This window comes from Allorhizobium sp. DMC15 (genome assembly GCF_056314065.1).
The window spans coordinates 1,077,122-1,094,842 of sequence record NZ_JBQUZB010000001.1; the positions used below are offsets into that span (position 1 = coordinate 1,077,122).

Sequence of the window (17,721 nt, forward strand, 5' to 3'; positions counted from 1 at the left end):
CTTGTTCGGCCTGCGGCACGTGCCCAGCCGAACACCTTGCGTGCAACCTCTTCGCTGATATGAATTGGGCGACAATCTGGGGGCCGTTGCCCTTGAGACGCATCGCTCAGGGGCCGGCGTCTTCCTCGCGCGGCAGAAACAGGTCGGAACCGTCGCCGCCCGGTGCGTCTTCCAGCCCCTCTTCTATCGCGGGATCGAGGGGCGGCAGGCTGGGCGCGTCGAGCGAACCGATGCCGGGCATCATGACATCCGGCGCCGACGGATCGCCGAGCGGCGGCTGCTGTTCGGGTGCAAGCGGTACATAGAGCGAAACCGTGACGATAATGGCGATCACCACCAGCCAGGAGCCGATGATGCGGGCGGGGATGACGAGCCAGGCGCCGCGAAAGGGCCTGAGCAGCAGGCCCGGCGACAGCAGGATCCACAGCGCGCCGATGACAGCGGTCAGGGCGAATTCCTTGATGCCGATGCCGAAATCGTCGAGCCCGATGAACAGCGACAGCGACAGCGCCACGACGGCTGCGGCAAGCGTGGCGCCGAAGATGCGGTAACCCCTCGGAAGCCACAGGGCGACACCGGAGAGAAGCACGGCAACAGGCGCGATCAGAAAGAGTTCGTCCCCCAGTGGGCTCTGCAGGATGATCGGAAAGATCGTGTCGAACAGCATCAGCATCGGCAGCAAGACGCCGAGAAAGGCAAGCGCAATATACCCGATGTCGCGTCCGCGCTCCGCCATGCCGACAACGACCGACAGACCGAGCATCGCCAGCACGAGATCGTAGATCGACAGCGTGAAGAGAAAACCGAGTTCGAAGAAGGCGAAATCGTGGGGAATGGAAAGGGACAGTGCGACCGGCAGCACGCCGGCGAGGAAGACGAGGAGGGCGAGCTTGAAGGCGCGGGTGGCGATGCCGGCGCGAAACCGGTCCCGTCCTGTCCATGCGTCACCACCGCCAGGACTATTGACGGACTTGGCTGCACGTGCCGGCTGCGCGCCTGCCGGCGTCGCGTCGACGGGTCGGGACACGGCGCCGGAAGCCGTTCGGCCCGCCCGTCGCTTCTGCTGCCCGCCATGCTGCCGTACTTTCTTCATGCCTGTCGTCCGTCGCTCCGCTTGCCGGCAAAGCCTATTCCACAAAGGGCTTGATTTGTCACCGCCGCCCCCCAAACTGGTAGCGTAACGGAGGTGCGCCGATGGGCAAGCTGATCATGATGACGGCGGTAACGCGCGTGGAGCGCAAGCAGGCCACCCAGCTGGTCTTCGACACGGTAAACCGGCTGGGCGGCTGGATCGATGACGTGAGACTGTATTCCAACCTGATGAACACCATCCGTTTGACCCTTCCGGCCGGCGCTTTCCGGGATTTGGCTACGGCACTGGCTGAGGCGGGGATAGAGGTCGACCCACCGGCGGCGGCCGGCGGGGATCCGAAGGCCGAACGCATGGCGACCCTGCAACTCTCCTTCGTCCATGATGAGCCGGATCTGCGCCGGGAGGTGCCGGCGGTTCCGGGCTGACCGGTCCGGCACGCCCGACCCGGCCCGATGGCGCTGGATGGACTGTGCCCGACTGACTGTGCCCCACTTGATTGGCCTTTCCTGACTGGCCGTCAGGCTGATCGCTTCGTGCAGACACACGACAGGCCCGACGATAGTCATCGGGCCTGTCGATCTTAAAGGTGAACCCCGCAGCGGCCGAAGCGGTGGCAAGCCAGACTGGGGAGATCGTTGCGAAGCCGTCAGGCGGCGCGGCGCTGATGGCGACCTTCCTCGATTTCTTCGACGATCTTTTCCACGAAGGCATCGAGATCGCCAGGATTGCGCGAGGTGATGATGCCCTGGTCGGTGACGACGGCTTCGTCCCGCCAGTCTGCGCCGGCATTGATCATGTCGGTCTTGATCGATGCATAGGACGTCGCCTTGCGTTCCTTGACCGCACCGGCCTCGATCAGCAGCCAGGGCGCATGGCAGACGGCGGCGACCGTCTTGCCGGACTGGACGAAGGCCGAAATCAGCGCGACCGCCTTCTGCTCCTTGCGCAGCAGGTCCGGATTGATCTGTCCGCCGGGAAGCACGATGGCGTCGAAGTCGTCGATCTTGACCGCGTCCAGTGTCAGGTCGACATCGACGGTGTCACCCCAGTTGTCCTCGTCCCAGCTCTTGATCGGTGCCTTTTCCAGCGAGGCGATGGAAACCTTGGCGCCTTTGGCGGTGAGCTGATCCAGCGGTACGCGCAATTCGGAGCGCTCATAGCCATGGGTGGCGAGAATGAGGATGCGGGCGGAAGTGATGGAAGGCATGGAATGTCCTTTCGTCGGCGTTTCTGTCGTGTGGATACAAAGAAAACGAGCGCCACGCCCCATCGTTCCGCCAAAATCTGTCGAGACCCGACCAACAGGTGTTGCCGCGCCGCTTTCCCTTTGCTAATCAGGCCGCGATTTGCGGCGCCACCTCGTCGCCCAAATCCTGTTGGGGCGTCGCCAAGCGGTAAGGCACCGGTTTTTGGTACCGGCATTCCCAGGTTCGAATCCTGGCGCCCCAGCCACCTCCACTTCTATCAAGCGCAATCCAAGGGTTTCCAGCGATTGGGTTTCGCTGGGAATTGAATTGGAGGCACTGTTGTAGACGATTGTCGTCACGGACTGTCACACAAGACTGTCGCCCGGAAAGACTAATGATCCTGCTCGCCCTCTTCAAAAAGGGTTTAGCATGACAACAATCCAACACGTGTTCAAACGCGGTTCGGTCTACTGGTGGCGCCGCCGTTTGCCGATTGGAACGGGGCGCCGTGATTGGGTGAGGCTTGAATTGAGCCTCGACACCAAGGAGTACACCGGGCGAGGAGGATAGCGCCCGAGGTCACACTCGCCAGCCATCGCCTTCAGCTGGACCTCAAGACCAAGCTGAAACCAGCCGACGTCGCACGACAGATTCTGATTCAGGTTGCGCGGGAAAAGAGTGACTGGCTCGACGCCATCAAGTCCGGATCGGCGGGGAGTGCCGAAAGCAATCGTCGCGGGGAAACTGCATCCGGCTGGGCTTATCGGCTTCTCGCCGCCCAGGGACGCGATGCTGTCATCGGCCCCACCGAGGAGCGCGATCTCGCGCGCGCTCATGGTCTTGCGGGAGTGAGAACGCAGACAAAGCCGCTTCCGCCAGACCATCCACAAGAGTGCGGAGCGAGGGGGACATCTGTACAATGTCAAAGGCGCCGGCATGGTTCGTCTGATCGGCGATCGAGGTGTTCTGAGCGTCACAATCAAATCTCCTGTTGAATTGACCGGGATCGATCACCGGCGCCACGGAAGCGGACACGGGGCCGCCGATGCGGAAACGAGTTCCACCTTGGAGCCGGTGAGATCAATTCGGATGGCCAGTTAGCGAACGATCAGAATGTGCCGCCGCAGCCGCCGCCCGAAGGTTTCAACTGGAGAAGGACAAGAAGATGCTTCCGATGAAGGCGCGAAGCAGTTAAGGGTCGACATAGCCGGTGGCATTTCGAGATAGGGTCACTGGTCAAGCCCTGGTTTGGTGTTTCTGCACCGGCGTTGGGACCGCTAAGTGTCCCCAGAGAAGGGATGTTCCGAAGACGCTGTTGATATGGCCCTGAGATGCAACTTTGGCGAAGAGGGCGCATCCGGAACAAAGAGCCTTGGCATGTTGGGTGGCCGCACTGGAGGCGCCGATACCGCGACCTGAAATGTTAAGAGAAAACTCTACGTTTTGGAGGCTCAGGGTATGGTGTTAGAGGAGGATTCCAGATGTTCCAGATCCATGATGGAAATTCGTCTTGCAGCGTAACGCTTGGAAGTCTCCGGCACACTCATAAAAGGGCAAGACGCCGATGTCCACCAGTCGTTGCGGGAATTACGCCTCCCTCGCATGCTGGCTCCCACTGTTTTACAGCGTCGCATTTGTTGAGGCATGATATCGGAAGTGAGTGACAGAACTCTGAAATTGAGGAGCGCCTGCGAGAGATTGAATTGTTTGCACTCTCCGCTCTGTGACGTGCTGAATGGTCATGCACTAAGGTGCCAATATGTCCAAAGGGATGCGGCGAATCGGTCGCTCTTTTCGATTGGCACGTGGCGCGTAGCCGCAAGGGGAAACTGAAAAGATGAGATTGAAAAAGGTTCTGGTAACTGGCGCTGATGGCTTCATCGGATCGCATCTGACAGAGGCGCTGGTTCGTTCAGGATACGATACACGCGCCTTCGTTATGTACAATTCGGTGAATTCGTGGGGCTGGCTGGACCATTCTGCAGAGGATGTGAAAGGAAATTTCGAAGTGGTGGCGGGAGACATCCGCGATCCGCATGGCGTGGCCAGCGCCATGGAAGGGTGTGACGCAGTTTTGCATCTGGCCGCGCTGATCGCCATTCCCTTTAGCTACCATTCGCCGGACAGTTATGTCGCGACTAATGTCACTGGCACTCTAAACGTGCTGCAGGCGGCGCGGCGGCTCGGCACTGAGCGGGTAATTTCCACCTCAACATCCGAAACCTATGGTACGGCGCAGTTCGTGCCGATTACTGAGGAACATCCAGTCAACGGCCAGTCTCCTTATGCCGCAACGAAGGTCGCGGCCGACCAGTTGGCCCTATCCTTCCACAAGAGCTTCGGCACTCCGGTGGCTGTTCTGCGCCCATTTAACACCTACGGGCCGCGCCAGTCCGCCCGCGCGGTAATCCCGACCATCATCAGCCAAATCGCCGCCGGTCAGCGTAAGATTAAGCTCGGCGCTCTGCATCCAACACGCGACTTTACCTTCGTTCACGACACTGCGCACGGATTCATTCAGGCGATGGAATGCGACGCTTGCGTTGGCGAGGCCACTAACATCGGCTCCGATTTTGAGATCTCCATCATGGACACAGTTAACTTGATTGCGCAAACCATGGGGGTTGAGATCGACATAGTGTCCGATGAGCAGCGATTGCGACCGGCTGACAGTGAGGTCGAGCGTCTTTTTGCCGGAGTCGATAAGGCACGCCGCCTATTCGGCTGGGCGCCGGAGCATGGCGGGCGGGATGGTTTTGCTCGTGGCATTGCTAAAACGGCCGAATGGTTCCAAGACCCGGCCAATCTGGCCGCCTATAAAACCGGTGAATACAACATCTAAAATCTGTCTGGCTAGCGGCCAGTAGGTGGGAACTAACATGGAATTTGCGGAAGAACTGGTGCGACGCATCAGGAGGGTTATCGGTACCGAGGATAGTTTTGTACCGCTACATGTGCCAGAATTCCACGGCCGCGAGCGCGAGTTGCTCCTGGACTGCATCGATACCGGTTGGGTGTCCTCAGTCGGCCCTTACGTCGATACCTTCGAGCGCGAGGTGGCGCGCCTGTCTGGCTGCGGGTATGGCGTAGTGATGGCCAATGGTACAGCTGCCTTGCAAATCGCCCTGATTGTGGCAGGGGTCCAGGCCGGCGACGAGGTGCTGGTACCAGCACTGACCTTTGTGGCCACCGCCAACGCCGCCAGCCACTTGGGTGCGGTGCCGCATTTCGTCGACAGTGCTTATGATACTATGGGCCTTTGCCCGCTGCGTCTGCGCACCCATTTAGAACAGGTCGCCACAGTCCAGAGCGGTCAGACCTGGAACAAGCTGACTGGCCGCCGCATTGCCGCTGTTGTCCCGATGCATGCCTTCGGCTGTCCGGTCGACATGGACAGGCTGAACGACGTCGTGGAAGAGTGGCCAATGGTCGTGGTTGAAGATGCTGCTGAGAGCCTTGGCAGCAGCTACAAAGGGCGACCATGTGGCAGTCTCGGCACCGTCGGAGCGGTCAGCTTCAACGGAAACAAGATCATCACCACAGGCGGTGGCGGCGCAATCGTAACCAACGACGCCGCTCTCGCGAAGCGAGCCAAACACCTGACCACGACCGCTAAACTCCCGCATCGTTGGGCCTTCCTGCATGACGAGGTGGGCTACAATTACCGCATGCCTAACCTAAACGCGGCACTGGGCGTCGCGCAGCTGGAACAGCTGGAAACGCGGCTCAGGCAGAAGCAGGTTTTGTTCGACGCGTATGCAGAATCGCTTAGCGGGTTGGATGGGGTAACGCTTTTCGCTGCCCCGAAGGACACGGTATCGAATAACTGGTTAGTGACGCTCGTGTTAGACCCCTCCCGCGCCGAGGCGCGCGATCACATTCTGTCGGTGCTGAACGATGCAGGCGTCATGTCCCGTCCGATCTGGACCCTGATGCATCGGCTGACGATGTATGCGAACAACCCGCGCAGTGACCTCTCCTGCGCCGAGCATCTTGAAGCGCGAGTGTTGAACATCCCATCCTCAGCTTACTTGGGAGCTACATGAGAAAGATCTGTGTCATTACCGGGACCCGAGCCGAATTCGGGCTGCTGAGCAACCTGATGGCGATCTTAGATCGGACGCCTAATGTAACCCTACAACTGATCGTAACCGGCGCACACCTGGCAGTCGGCCATGGCGACACGATTGAGGAAATCCGTGCCGCAGGGTTCAAGATCGACGCTGAGGTGGACATGCTGCTGGCTTCAGACAGCCCCCGTGCCGTAGGGCAGTCCATAGGGCTGGGGGTCATTGGCCTGACAGCCGCGCTGGCCCGGCTTGCACCGGATATCGTCGTGCTGCTGGGTGACCGCTATGAGGCACTAGCGGCAGCGCAAAGCGCCATGATCTTGCGGATCCCAATCGCGCATATCCATGGTGGGGAGGCGACCGAAGGACTAATAGACGAGGCTATCCGGCATTCTATCACCAAGATGTCACATTTGCATTTCACTTCCGCCGAAGCCTTTCGGCGCAAGGTGATTCAGATGGGCGAGCAGCCTAGAGCCGTATATAATGTTGGTGCCGTAGGACTTGACAACGTGGCGTCACTGAAACCTGTGACGCGTGAAGAGATCGCGGGCTTGCTCGGGCTGACGCTTGACGCACCTATACTGCTTGTGACCTATCATCCGCTGACGCTGGATGCCGACGGCGCGGCCTCTATCACTAATCTACTGGAGGCGTTGGACGCACAAGAGGCTACGCGCATCGTTTTCACCGGCGCCAATGCCGATGCCTTGGGACAGGAGATTAACAAGAGAGTGCAGGCATTCTGCGCTGAGCGACACGAACAAGCCGTTCAGGTAGCCTCGCTGGGCATGCGACGCTACCTGAGCCTGATGGCTATTTCCGATGCGGTGATCGGAAACTCTTCCAGCGGGTTACTGGAAGCGCCCTATGTCGGCGTGCCCACTGTGAATATTGGCAATAGACAACGCGGACGCCTGCGCGGCCCAGCGGTGGTAGATTGTGATGATACGACTGAGGGTATCCTCGCTGCCATCGCTAAAGCTCGCAGCGCGGAGCTGCGTGCTATCGCAGCGCGGCGCGAAACTCCGTATGGAGCGCCTGGAGCCTCTGCAAAGATCGCTGAGGTGCTACGCGGAGTCGACCTTGACGGGATCCTGTTCAAGCGGTTCCACGAGCTATGATAGACTTGCGCATTCCTGTTTTCTTCATTGGCTGTGTGCAGTCGAGCGCAGTCGCTTTGAAAGCTTTGTTGGCTCGGCCGGAGATCGTCGTCAGCGGCGTGCTTACTCTACGCGGAAGCACGTTCAATGCGGATTTCGTTGATATAGCGAGCATCGCGACACATGCGGGAGTACCGGTGCACTACGCAGAGGAAACCGACGCCAAGATGCTGGCCGCACTCCTGCGTCACGTCCGAGCTGAGATCGTCTTTACCATTGGCTGGTCGCGGCTCTTGGGGCCAGAGATCCTCACTATCCCTCGCAGTGGCATCGTGGGCTTTCACGCGGCGGCTCTGCCGCAGAACCGGGGCCGTCACCCGCTTATCTGGGCGCTCGCTCTGGGATTGGAGCAGACCGCTTCGACGCTGTTCGTGATGGACGAGGGCGCTGATAGTGGACCAATTCTCAGCCAGGAGACGGTGGCGATTACGTCGCAGGACGATGCCCAGAGCTTGTACAACAAGGTGTTGGCGCAGCTGTCGAGGCAGATTGATGATATCATCAACCGGTTAATAGCGGGCGATCTACGTGCCGTACCACAGGATCACTCCCGGGCCACCAGTTGGCGCAAGCGTAGCGCGCTAGACGGTTTGATCGACTGGCGCATGTCCTCCGAGTCCGTCTATAACCTCACGCGCGCCCTTACACGCCCTTACATCGGTGCAGAGTTCCGCTATCGTGACCAATTAGTAAAGCTGTGGCGCTGTGAAATCGTAACCGAGATGGTGCCGCAAAATGCTGAACCAGGCAAAGTGCTGGGAGTGGATGATCGCGGCCCTGTCGTAAAGACTGGCATGGGGATAGCAGGTGGAGCGGTGCGCTTGCTTCACATCGAAAACAACCCCGAACTGCGCGAGGGAGACTATCTGTGAAACGCCTTTTGGTGATTGCTCCCCACCCTGACGATGAGACGCTTGGTTGCGGTGGCACTTTGCTGCGCGCACGTGCCGAAGGCGACGAGATCAATTGGCTAATAGTGACTGGCATCGACGAGACACGAGGCTTCACTTCCAAGCGGGTGGCAAGCCGTGCCGCCGAGATTGATCGCGTATCGGAGGCTTATGGCTTCACCGAGACCATCCAGTTGAATTTCCCGACGACGACACTGGATGCTATTCCATTGGGGGATTTGGTTGGCGCAATCAGCGAAGCAACAAGGCGGATTGAGCCTACCGATATATACCTGCCGCATCGCCGCGATGCGCATTCTGACCATGCGGTCGTCTTTGACGCGGCAATCTCGGTATCGAAGTGGTTCCGCTATGGATCCGTTGAGCGTGTTTACGTCTACGAAACGCAGTCCGAAACGGATTTTGACCTGTCTCCGGATTCTCCCGGTTTCCGGCCCAATGTCTTCGTTGACATCTCAGATACCATAGACCGGAAGATTGAGATTGCGAGCATCTTCGAGAGCGAGTTCTCTGAACACCCCTTCCCACGCAGCTTCCTGGGGATTCGCGCGTTGGCCACATTGCGCGGAGCGGCGTCAGGCTTCATTGCAGCAGAGGCCTTCATGCTTCTGCGTCAACGTATCAGCAAGGAGAGCACCCAATGACATCGTCGACCATGATTATTGCTGAGGCCGGCGTAAATCATAACGGTGACTTAGCCATGGCGCTTGAACTGGTAAATAGGGCTGCAGAAGCCGGGGCCGATTACGTTAAATTTCAAACCTTTCAGGCGACAAAATTGGCCTCGGCGAACGCAAAGAAGGCTGACTACCAGACCCGCACCACTGGCGGTACCGAAAGCCAACTGGCTATGCTGCAGCGGCTCGAACTTTCAATCTCGGATCACGAAACGATTATGGCGCGCTGCGCAGATAAGGGTGTACGGTTCCTATCCACCCCCTTCGATCTAGATAGTCTTACGCTACTAACCCAGACATTTGCACTGCCCGAGATCAAACTCGGTTCTGGTGAACTAACGAATGCACCGCTGCTGTTGGCCGCGGGACGGTCGGGTGTCAAGATTATCCTCTCCACCGGTATGGGCAGCCTGTCGGAAGTTGAGGAGGCGCTTGGCGTTCTGGCATTTGCAATGTGCCGCGAGGGCCAACCTAGAGGCCGCGCCGATTTCGCGGAAATTTTGCTGGATCCTGCCGTATGGCCCCTGCTGGCGGAGCGCGTGACGCTACTTCACTGCACGACGGAATATCCCGCGGCGGTAGAGGACACCAACCTGCGGGCAATGGAGACTATGCGTCGCGCCTTCGGGCTCAGAGTCGGCTATTCCGACCACACTGTGGGTCACGCGGTCAGCTTGGCCGCCGTTTCACTCGGCGCCTGCGTCCTGGAGAAGCATTTCACGCTTGACCGCACCCTGCCTGGTCCAGACCACGCGGCGTCGCTCGAACCGGACGAACTAAGTGCGCTGGTGAACGGCGTGCGGGTTGTGGAACGCGCGCTAGGAACTGGCATCAAGCAGCCGGGCGCCGCCGAGGTGGCGAACCGCGCTGTAGTGCGGAAGAGCTTGCTGGCGGCACGCGACCTCCACAAGGGCCAACTATTGACGCTGGACGATATTGTGGTGAAGCGCCCCGGCGACGGAATATCGCCCATGGCGCTGTGGGACATCGTTGGCAGGATCAACACTCGTGCGGTAGCTGAGGGAGAGGCGCTTTGAGCGTGACCTCGGTCCGGAAGACTACGCTGATGATGTTGGGCGCTGGTGGACATGCGCGGTCCCTCTTGGGGCTGCTAACGGCCTGTGGCTTGCGCGCCGAAGGCTGTATCGCGCCTTATGCGCCGGGGCGGGAGTGGCCCGAGGGATGCCCATGGTTGGGTGACGATGCCACGCTGGAAAAGCTCGACCCATCACAGGTGGCGCTGGTCAACGGGCTGGGGTCTGTCGGTTCAACGGCGCTGCGGCGGAAGGTCTTTGACACAGCGCGGGGGCACGGTTTTACCTTTCCGGTAGTGATACACCCTTCGGTGGTCTGCGCCGAGGATGTAACGCTGGAGGAAGGCGCCCAGGTGCTAGCCGGCGCAATCCTTCAGGCAGGTGTGACGATCAGAGAAAACGCGCTGGTAAACACGGGTTGCATTGTCGATCACGGATGCCTGATTGAGAGCCATGCGCATATTGCGCCGGGGGCGACTCTGTCAGGCGATGTGACAATTGGCAGCGGTGCGCACATAGGCGCGGCAGCAGTCGTAATTCAGGGCATACGGATCGGCGATGGCGCGATCATCGGGGCCGGGGCTGTAGTTACGAAAGATGTGCCGCCTGGAGTGACCGTTGTTGGCAATCCGGCCCGTCCCTTGGGGTGACGATTACCAAAGAGGTAATTGCTTGATGATAACCGATCTTGAGAAGATGATTGTGCTGCCGCATGCCAGCCTGCGGCTGGTAATGGAAGTCATCGACAGCGGTGCGCGGCAGATCGCTTTGGTGACGGACGACAGTGGGGTGCTGATCGCTACCGTAACCGATGGCGATATTCGGCGCGGGCTCCTCCGCGGTGTTGGGCTTGAGGCGCCTGTTTCGGAGGTCATGCACCGCAACCCCACGACGCTGCAGAAGGGGGCAAGCGCTTCCGCGGCTCAACGTCTCATGCGGGAACGCGGCCTGAACCACATTCCCGTGATCGACACACAAGGAAAGCTAGTTTCCTTGGCGCTGCGCGAAACCGTGACGAGCGTCCACCCTCGCCCGACGCGTGTGGTGCTTATGGCGGGCGGGCTAGGCTTGCGGCTGCGCCCATTGACGGAGACGATGCCGAAGCCGATGATCCCGGTGGGCGACAAGCCTCTGCTGGAGCGAATCGTAACCCGCTTCCAAGACCAGGGTTTCAGCCGATTCACCCTATCGCTGAACTACCTTGGGCATGTGATTCGCGATCATTTTGGTGATGGGTCGTCACTAGGCGTGGAGATCGACTACATTGAGGAAACGAAGCCCATGGGAACCTGCGGGGCGCTCTCGCTGATGCCGCAGCGTCCCGACTCGCCTTTCGTCGTGATGAACGGCGACATCCTAACAACAACATCCTTTGGAACGATGATGGATTTTCATAAGGAAACGGGGTCGACGGTGACGATCTGTGCCCGCGAGTTCAATATGCAGGTACCCTATGGCGTCTTGAATGCAGATGGCACCACCTTGGTCTCGATGGAAGAAAAGCCGATATACCGGCACCTAGTGAATGCGGGAATCTACTCGCTCTCGCCGCTAGTCTTCGACCATATCCGTCAACACGAGCCACTGGACATGCCGGAACTGATCACCCGGATGAAGAATGCAGGACACAAGGTTTCTGTTTTCGCGGTTCGGGAATACTGGATGGACATCGGTCGCATCGAGGACCTCGACCGCGCCCGTGCCGAGTTCGAGACGGTGTTCAGGAAATGAGCGGCGTTTTGGCGGTAATCACCGCGCGAGGCGGGTCCAAGGGGGTTCCTCGAAAAAACGTGCGCCTGCTGGGGGGGCGGCCGTTGATCGCGTGGACGGTGCGTGCAGCGCTGCAAGCGCAATGTGTAGCGCGCGTAGTGGTGTCAACCGACGATGACGAAATAGCCAGTGCAGCGAAGGAGGCCGGGGCCGAGGTGCCGTTCATGCGTCCTGCGTCACTTGCCTCAGACACGGCCACATCCGTCGATGTCATGGCACATGTACTTGAACGGATAACGGAGTTTGACCGCGCGGTGCTTCTGCAGCCGACGTCGCCGTTCCGCACCGGGGCCGACTTGGATGCGGGTTTCTCATTGTGGAAGAGCGTGCCCGGCGCGGGCGGCTGTGTGTCGGTCTGCGAAGCGGCGGTATCGCCTTGGCTAATGTATAGCAAAGATGATACCGGTCGGCTGGAGCGCCTCCTGCCATTGCCACCAGCGGGTTTACGCCGACAAGATCTGCCGAAGGCAATGTTGTTAAACGGAGCTTTCTACTTTGTCGACGCGAAACGGTTTCGAGACGAAGGGCGTCTGCTATTCGAAGATGGGCTAGGTTATGAGATGCCGTTGGATCGCTCGATCGACATCGACACGCTGCAAGATTTCGAGGCAGCGGAGCGCCAACTTGCAGTATGGGGCGGACGTTTCTGGCTGGCTCCATAGTATCCCAACAGATTCGAAGCGAGATTAGGCGGCCGTGATTGGACTCCAAGATCGCATGACTGTGGCGCACCCCACGATAGATACCGCTACACTTTGTTTGGTTTCGTGCACGTCTGGAGGAGGCCCCCAGCGCTCACGCAGAAGGACCGCGATGCGTTGATCCACTGGTAGTAATCCAAGTTGGGGACGCAACAGAGGCACCGAAATTTTCTGGGACTAGGCCGGATAAGATTGCGCACCGCGCTGTGTGGTCACAATCACTTCCGGCTATTGATCAGGCGGAGGATCGACGGATCTATTTGAACGAGAAGGAGAACCCTTGTCAGCGGCGAGCGGCCACATCCGGCGCTGCTAATTGTAGCTGCCCATAGCGGACATACAGGTTCTCTGAATCTGAGGAACTATATCCGGTGACCTGCTCCCCAGAAACTAGGCGGTTCATAACTGGAGTTATCCGCGTTGTTTCCCGGCTGGGAGAAGGAGCGCAAGCATGAAGGCATCGAAGTTCTCAGACCCGCAGAAGGCGTTTATTTTGAAGCAGGGCGATGACGGTGTGCCGGTGGCAGAGATCTGCCGGAAGGCTGGGATCAGCCAGGCGACCTATTTCATTTGGCGTCAAGAGTATGCGGGTCTGCTGCCGATGAGATGTTTCGCTTGACGGCTCTGGAAGATGAGAATTCCAGGCTGAAGAAGATCGTGGCCGATCTGACGCTGGACCGGGAGATGCTGCAAGATTTTATGCGCCGAAAGCTCTAAGGCCTGTTCGCAAGCGCAAGCTGATCGACGGGATGCTGGTGGACTGGGGCATATCCATCCGACGGGCCTGCACGGTCCTGAAGTTCGATACATCGACCTACCACTACAAGTCTCGCCGCACCGGACAGGTCCCACTCGAACGACGTATCAAGGGGATTTGCGAGACACGCGTGCGGTATGGCTACCGCCGTGTCCATGTGCACTTGCGCCGCGATGGCTGGGAGATCAACATGAAGAAGACACGCAGGATTTACAGCGAGTCAGGGCTTCAACTGCGCAACAAGCATCCCAAGCGCCGGGTTAAGGCAAAGCTCCGAGACGATCGCCAGGAGGCTGTCGGGCCGAATGATGTCTGGGCAATGCCCTGCCCTGGCAGGCGTTTGCTGGCAAACGCCGAGAGGGGATTTCGTTCACGACCAGCTCGCGACTGGCAAGAAGCTGCGCATCCTGACCGTGGTCGACACGCACTCGCGCCACTGCCCCGCCGCCGACGCACGCTTCACCTATCGCGGTGAGGATGTCGTCCAGACACTGGAAGGCATCTGCCAGAAGACCGGCTATCCGAAGACGATCAGGGTGGACAACGGCAGCGAATTCATCTCCCGTGATCTCGACCCCTGGGCCTATGCCAACAACGTCACCCTGGACTTCTCACGCCCGGGCAAACCCACTGACGACGGCTTCATCGAAGACTTCATCAGCAAGCTGCGGTCCGAATGCGTGAACGCCCACTGGTTCCTGACCCATGCGGTTTCCCGCGAAAAGTTGGAGACTTGGCGTCGATACTACAACGAGGAACGCCCTCACTCAGCGATTGGTTATAACGTCCCGGTCGCCCTGCATAAACCCGGCGGCGCAACCAGCCAGTCATCGTGATCAGAGCCGGAAAACTCCAGCTTCCGGCGGTCCAAGGTTTGGTACAAGAGTAACAAGTGGAAACCTCAGGGAAAATGGCCGAATATCTCGAGGGCAAGTCAAAAGCCAAACGGAGGTATCTCACCCGCCGTGGCGGAAGAAAGACACTAGGTCATGCTACACGCGCAAGACATGGATGCATAACTTATAGTCAACAGAATCTGAAAGCCCGTTGCTGATCAGTAAGCCTTATTTCGAGCGCGAATATTTCATATAAACAATGCATTTATATGATAGAACAATAGTATTGCAACAAACTAGAGCAAGTGGGATGGCTAAGGTTGCCGTGACAAAGGAGAGAAAGTAAAATGAAATCAAAAATGACAAAAAACCAAATGCGTTGCCGATAATTATATGCCTATCCAGCCGCATGCCATATAAAGTATAATTAAAAACTATGGATACAGAAAGCATAATCTGAGAGAAAACGCAGATTATAAATATTTCGATATTATCGAAATAAATATTATTATTTGTATCGCTCATAAAAATGTGAAATAACAATACAGAAGTCACCAAGAAGGCGACGCAAATAATTATCGTTTCACGTAGTATGTCTTGAACCGTTGATCTGAGCTGGCCGCTCGTCGAAGTTTGAGCGTCACTAATTAGCTTTGGCGACCGGAAAGAGAAGACTCCGGCTTCTAGCATTGTCGGAAGCGCTGCTGCCATGCCTGCGAAAAATACGTATACACCTAGTAGCTCTCTCGAATTTTCCATTTCAAATAAGTACCGGTCTAAGACAACGGTGGCACGCAGGCAGAGCGTTCCAACTAGTAGCGGTATCGACGCTCTCAGGCCCTTGATAATCCACGCTTTTCCCATACCGATGAGTCGCCGACCGTTTCTCATGGCGAGTATTGGTCTGAACGCTAAACAAAATGCGGAGATAGTGCCGAGCCACCAAGCCCAAAGAATTGTCTCGATGTTACGAAATGCTGAGTTTAGATACATCGCACAGGTCAGGGCGAACACCCAGAATCCAAGCCGCAAAAATAATGCCGCGCCTGCTGTGATGGGCCTTTCGATCATCACGAGGATTCTGTAGAGCTCTTGTCCTGCATGTTCGAAAATCAATATTCCGATGGCTATATAAAAATAACTCCATTCAATGACGTTGAAGTAAAAGGCAAGGCAAAAAAAGGGAATTGCTACAATGTACATCACAGAATAGAGTAGCATGCTAGAGTATATTATCGACAGATGGTATTTTTCCGGAGCGTGCCGCAATTCTCTGTTTGAGTATTGATAGAAGTCAATTCCAATAAAAGCGGCAGCATAACTAACGGTTGCTGAAATGATTCCGAACAAACCAACTTGTTCAGGGGGGAGGTAGATCGCTAGTATGAAAAAAAGCAAGAATCGGGCGCCTAGAGCCGCAAATCGCATTGCTAAATTAACTAGCCTGATCGAGTATATCATAAGAATTCTAATTCTTCCAATCTCAGTTGTCGCCTCTGAACCTAGAACTTACTTCAAGAAGTCCGTCCTCTAATTTTATTGTCGGCAACCCCAATCGGTAAGATCTCCTTGCGTCGAGAACTGTTTGCTTTGGTCTGACGATTTGGCTAGACGGGGCGTCTTGGTAGTCTAGGCACGAGTAACCGGGTCGATTGATCCGAATGATCGCACTGAGAAAGTCAGCCTTTGAAATTGCTGTGTCCCCCGCGATGTTTATCAAGCCGGAAATATCCTCGCGAAGACAGAATTCCAAACTGCGCGACAGTTGCCAGATGTTCACAGGGTTGAATACAACGTCTTGGTAGCCGACCATCGGTTCGTTATCGCGCAAGCGTGACATAGCCCACTCGAATATACTGCGACCGGGCAGGAACCGATTGAAGCCATATATGTTTGTCCGGATAACAAGCCCTCCGGCTTCGAGTATCGGAGCTTCGCCAAGAAGTTTGGTCAATGCGTAGACATTGAGCGGTGAGGGCGTAAACAATTCGTCGTAACCCAGAGGGGGGGGGCTCATTCCGTCGAAAACGGAATCGGTGGAGATATATATTTGCTTTTCGCGGCGTCTTGATAGCTGCTGCGGTAAATGGACATGAAGCCTGTAAGCCTGATCGATGTGTTGATGGCAGGTTGCCAGATCTGTGATGGCGGCGGTATTTATTACCACATCGGCCTCAATTCTATCTAGACAGGACGAAAGTGTGGGGCTCAGCAAGTCGCACACGCAGTCCGTATACGGCCCGGCCCTTCGCGCGACGCCGATTGTTTCATGTATTCCAGATAGGATTGAATATAACGCGCCTCCCAACATTCCGGAGGAGCCAAGAATTACGACCTTCATCACAAAGCCCCTCTTTCAGCTTCGTTTGGCATGCGGGCGGTAAGGCAAAATAATACAAATGCCAAGTGAATGTACTGAATACTAAAAATCGCATCTATGTATATACCGCAGAACAAAAAATAGAAAAATAGAATTCGATCTTTGTATTTTTCGAGATGGCTCGACCTGTGCACGATAAATATACTCATTATTGTGTAAGCAATGGCGCCATGATAAAACAGGAACTTAAGTATTGCGGACTCTGTGTACGTTACGTAACTATAAGAGAAAGCAGATGATATGCTTTGAGTCGCACTTGGATCTACGATAGGCTCCGGCTTGCCGGCGCCAAGTAAAATCGACGAAATATCAAGTGTTCCGAAGTGTATAAGTAGGTTGGACCAATTGATAACTCTGTGGCTAGTAAATAGCTCTAATAGAAGAAGGTGGTGGCTGGACAGCCATGGTCGCAGGGAGTAAGAAATTGTGATGATTAGCGGTAGCGCGACTATTGTGGTGACTGCACAACTGAAGCCGCTCCTCCGCAGAAGTGCCGCTGTCGCTCCCAATGTGACGCCGAGCGCCGCAGTCCGGCTTGCTGTAAGCGCAACTATTACAATAAAGAATATTAAAAGTAGAGCGGCCAATACTTTTCGTTGTATATAAAAGCAGCACAAGATGGCGCCTAGTCCGGCCAGTACGGACAGATATGCGGGGCTTCCGTCGAGACCAAGAAGCCTGTTTCCTGCCAAGAAATAGCTGTCGTAAAGTTTTGGCTCATAAATAAAATCGAAGTCGCCGTAAAAATAAGCCGCACTAAGCGCCGAATATGCAAAGCTGTATAGTATTGTGGCGTGCGCAACCGCAATCTTATCCATCTTTGACGATATGGAGATCGTGCAGATCAATACGGCCAAAAATATAGACTGATTTCCTTGAAAAATACTCAATATTAATGTAGAGATTGAGATAATAACAAATTCCGTCAATGATCCGAAAAGCATCCCCAGGATTATTACGTAAATTATTATAAATATTTGGCACCCGGTTGATATAAGCAAGTGTTCTGAAAGGCCGGCTGAATAGATTAGTGATGCCGCTGAAAGCACGAGGATATGACGCGGATGCTTAGAAATTAAGCGAAAATATTTTTTAGAATATTCCATCGTTCCTTCGTGCTCGATTCTCGAGCTTTTTATGAC

General features: G+C 56.4%; 15 protein-coding genes, 1 tRNA gene and 1 pseudogene. 12 read left to right on the forward strand and 5 right to left on the reverse strand.

Annotation, left to right across the window (positions count from 1 at the left end; all coding sequences use genetic code 11):
• Window positions 1–106: 106 nt before the first annotated feature.
• The gene (locus tag ACT53S_RS05225; RefSeq protein WP_476066173.1) at window positions 107–1,093 is read right to left on the reverse strand and encodes a hypothetical protein; all 987 of its coding nucleotides are present in this window, start codon (window positions 1,091–1,093) and stop codon (window positions 107–109) included.
• A gap of 101 nt (window positions 1,094–1,194) precedes the next feature.
• Here ACT53S_RS05225 and ACT53S_RS05230 point away from each other — a divergent pair, with 101 nt between their 5' ends.
• Window positions 1,195–1,518, forward strand: a complete 324-nt coding sequence (locus ACT53S_RS05230) for a hypothetical protein (RefSeq protein ID WP_476066174.1) — start codon at window positions 1,195–1,197, stop codon at window positions 1,516–1,518.
• Window positions 1,519–1,739: 221 nt separating this feature from the next.
• Here ACT53S_RS05230 and ACT53S_RS05235 read toward each other — a convergent pair whose 3' ends face one another.
• A complete protein-coding gene (locus ACT53S_RS05235) occupies window positions 1,740–2,300 on the reverse strand; it encodes a type 1 glutamine amidotransferase domain-containing protein (RefSeq protein ID WP_476066175.1) in 561 nt (186 codons plus the stop codon).
• A gap of 170 nt (window positions 2,301–2,470) precedes the next feature.
• Here ACT53S_RS05235 and ACT53S_RS05240 point away from each other — a divergent pair.
• From ACT53S_RS05240 to ACT53S_RS05290, 11 genes and pseudogenes are all read left to right on the forward strand, one after another.
• Window positions 2,471–2,545 (forward strand) — tRNA-Gln (locus tag ACT53S_RS05240).
• A 1,578-nt stretch (window positions 2,546–4,123) separates the two neighbouring features.
• Entirely contained in the window at window positions 4,124–5,122 is a 999-nt protein-coding gene (locus tag ACT53S_RS05245) for an NAD-dependent 4,6-dehydratase LegB (RefSeq protein WP_476066643.1), read from the forward strand.
• A 37-nt stretch (window positions 5,123–5,159) separates the two neighbouring features.
• Window positions 5,160–6,326, forward strand: a complete 1,167-nt coding sequence (locus ACT53S_RS05250) for a LegC family aminotransferase (protein WP_476066176.1) — start codon at window positions 5,160–5,162, stop codon at window positions 6,324–6,326.
• Window positions 6,323–7,474, forward strand: coding sequence for a UDP-N-acetylglucosamine 2-epimerase (gene neuC / locus ACT53S_RS05255; protein WP_476066177.1), 1,152 nt, complete (start codon window positions 6,323–6,325; stop codon window positions 7,472–7,474). Before ACT53S_RS05250 ends, neuC begins: the two co-directional genes overlap by 4 nt.
• A gap of 5 nt (window positions 7,475–7,479) precedes the next feature.
• On the forward strand, window positions 7,480–8,385 hold the full coding sequence (locus tag ACT53S_RS05260) for a methionyl-tRNA formyltransferase (protein WP_476066178.1): 906 nt from the start codon (window positions 7,480–7,482) through the stop codon (window positions 8,383–8,385).
• Window positions 8,382–9,068 (forward strand): PIG-L deacetylase family protein, encoded by a 687-nt coding sequence (locus tag ACT53S_RS05265; RefSeq protein WP_476066179.1) that lies wholly within the window; start codon window positions 8,382–8,384, stop codon window positions 9,066–9,068. Before ACT53S_RS05260 ends, ACT53S_RS05265 begins: the two co-directional genes overlap by 4 nt.
• Window positions 9,065–10,138 (forward strand): N-acetylneuraminate synthase, encoded by a 1,074-nt coding sequence (gene neuB, locus ACT53S_RS05270; RefSeq protein WP_476066180.1) that lies wholly within the window; start codon window positions 9,065–9,067, stop codon window positions 10,136–10,138. The genes ACT53S_RS05265 and neuB overlap by 4 nt, the downstream gene beginning before the upstream one ends.
• Window positions 10,139–10,170: 32 nt before the next feature.
• Window positions 10,171–10,785: an acetyltransferase gene (locus ACT53S_RS05275; protein ID WP_476066644.1), complete on the forward strand. Its 615-nt coding sequence runs from the start codon at window positions 10,171–10,173 to the stop codon at window positions 10,783–10,785.
• Window positions 10,786–10,810: 25 nt separating this feature from the next.
• On the forward strand, window positions 10,811–11,866 hold the full coding sequence (locus tag ACT53S_RS05280) for a nucleotidyltransferase family protein (RefSeq protein ID WP_476066645.1): 1,056 nt from the start codon (window positions 10,811–10,813) through the stop codon (window positions 11,864–11,866).
• Complete coding sequence (locus ACT53S_RS05285; RefSeq protein ID WP_476066181.1) at window positions 11,863–12,567, forward strand: acylneuraminate cytidylyltransferase family protein; 705 nt, start codon at window positions 11,863–11,865, stop codon at window positions 12,565–12,567. The genes ACT53S_RS05280 and ACT53S_RS05285 overlap by 4 nt, the downstream gene beginning before the upstream one ends.
• Window positions 12,568–13,057: 490 nt before the next feature.
• Window positions 13,058–14,199 (forward strand): annotated as a pseudogene (locus ACT53S_RS05290) (IS3 family transposase).
• A 228-nt stretch (window positions 14,200–14,427) separates the two neighbouring features.
• Here the strand turns inward: ACT53S_RS05290 and ACT53S_RS05295 are convergent.
• From ACT53S_RS05295 to ACT53S_RS05305, 3 genes are all read right to left on the reverse strand, one after another.
• Window positions 14,428–15,597: a polysaccharide biosynthesis protein gene (locus tag ACT53S_RS05295; RefSeq protein WP_476066182.1), complete on the reverse strand. Its 1,170-nt coding sequence runs from the start codon at window positions 15,595–15,597 to the stop codon at window positions 14,428–14,430.
• A gap of 85 nt (window positions 15,598–15,682) precedes the next feature.
• Window positions 15,683–16,540 carry a sugar nucleotide-binding protein gene (locus tag ACT53S_RS05300; protein WP_476066183.1) on the reverse strand — a complete coding sequence of 286 codons (858 nt, stop codon included), beginning with the start codon at window positions 16,538–16,540 and terminating at the stop codon, window positions 15,683–15,685.
• The gene (locus ACT53S_RS05305; protein ID WP_476066184.1) at window positions 16,540–17,685 is read right to left on the reverse strand and encodes a hypothetical protein; all 1,146 of its coding nucleotides are present in this window, start codon (window positions 17,683–17,685) and stop codon (window positions 16,540–16,542) included. Before ACT53S_RS05305 ends, ACT53S_RS05300 begins: the two co-directional genes overlap by 1 nt.
• Window positions 17,686–17,721 lie beyond the last annotated feature (36 nt).

Bases quoted from the DNA above. Each gene is read 5' to 3' on its own strand.
- ACT53S_RS05300 (WP_476066183.1), bottom strand. From the start codon at position 16,540: ATGAAGGTCGTAATTCTTGGCTCCTCCGGAATGTTGGGAGGCGCGTTA.
- neuC (WP_476066177.1), top strand. From the start codon at position 6,323: ATGAGAAAGATCTGTGTCATTACCGGGACCCGAGCCGAATTCGGGCTG.
- ACT53S_RS05230 (WP_476066174.1), top strand. From the start codon at position 1,195: ATGGGCAAGCTGATCATGATGACGGCGGTAACGCGCGTGGAGCGCAAG.
- ACT53S_RS05235 (WP_476066175.1), bottom strand. From the start codon at position 2,300: ATGCCTTCCATCACTTCCGCCCGCATCCTCATTCTCGCCACCCATGGC.
- neuB (WP_476066180.1), top strand. From the start codon at position 9,065: ATGACATCGTCGACCATGATTATTGCTGAGGCCGGCGTAAATCATAAC.
- ACT53S_RS05285 (WP_476066181.1), top strand. From the start codon at position 11,863: ATGAGCGGCGTTTTGGCGGTAATCACCGCGCGAGGCGGGTCCAAGGGG.
- ACT53S_RS05280 (WP_476066645.1), top strand. From the start codon at position 10,811: ATGATAACCGATCTTGAGAAGATGATTGTGCTGCCGCATGCCAGCCTG.
- ACT53S_RS05250 (WP_476066176.1), top strand. From the start codon at position 5,160: ATGGAATTTGCGGAAGAACTGGTGCGACGCATCAGGAGGGTTATCGGT.
- ACT53S_RS05305 (WP_476066184.1), bottom strand. From the start codon at position 17,685: ATGGAATATTCTAAAAAATATTTTCGCTTAATTTCTAAGCATCCGCGT.
- ACT53S_RS05225 (WP_476066173.1), bottom strand. From the start codon at position 1,093: ATGAAGAAAGTACGGCAGCATGGCGGGCAGCAGAAGCGACGGGCGGGC.
- ACT53S_RS05275 (WP_476066644.1), top strand. From the start codon at position 10,171: ATGTTGGGCGCTGGTGGACATGCGCGGTCCCTCTTGGGGCTGCTAACG.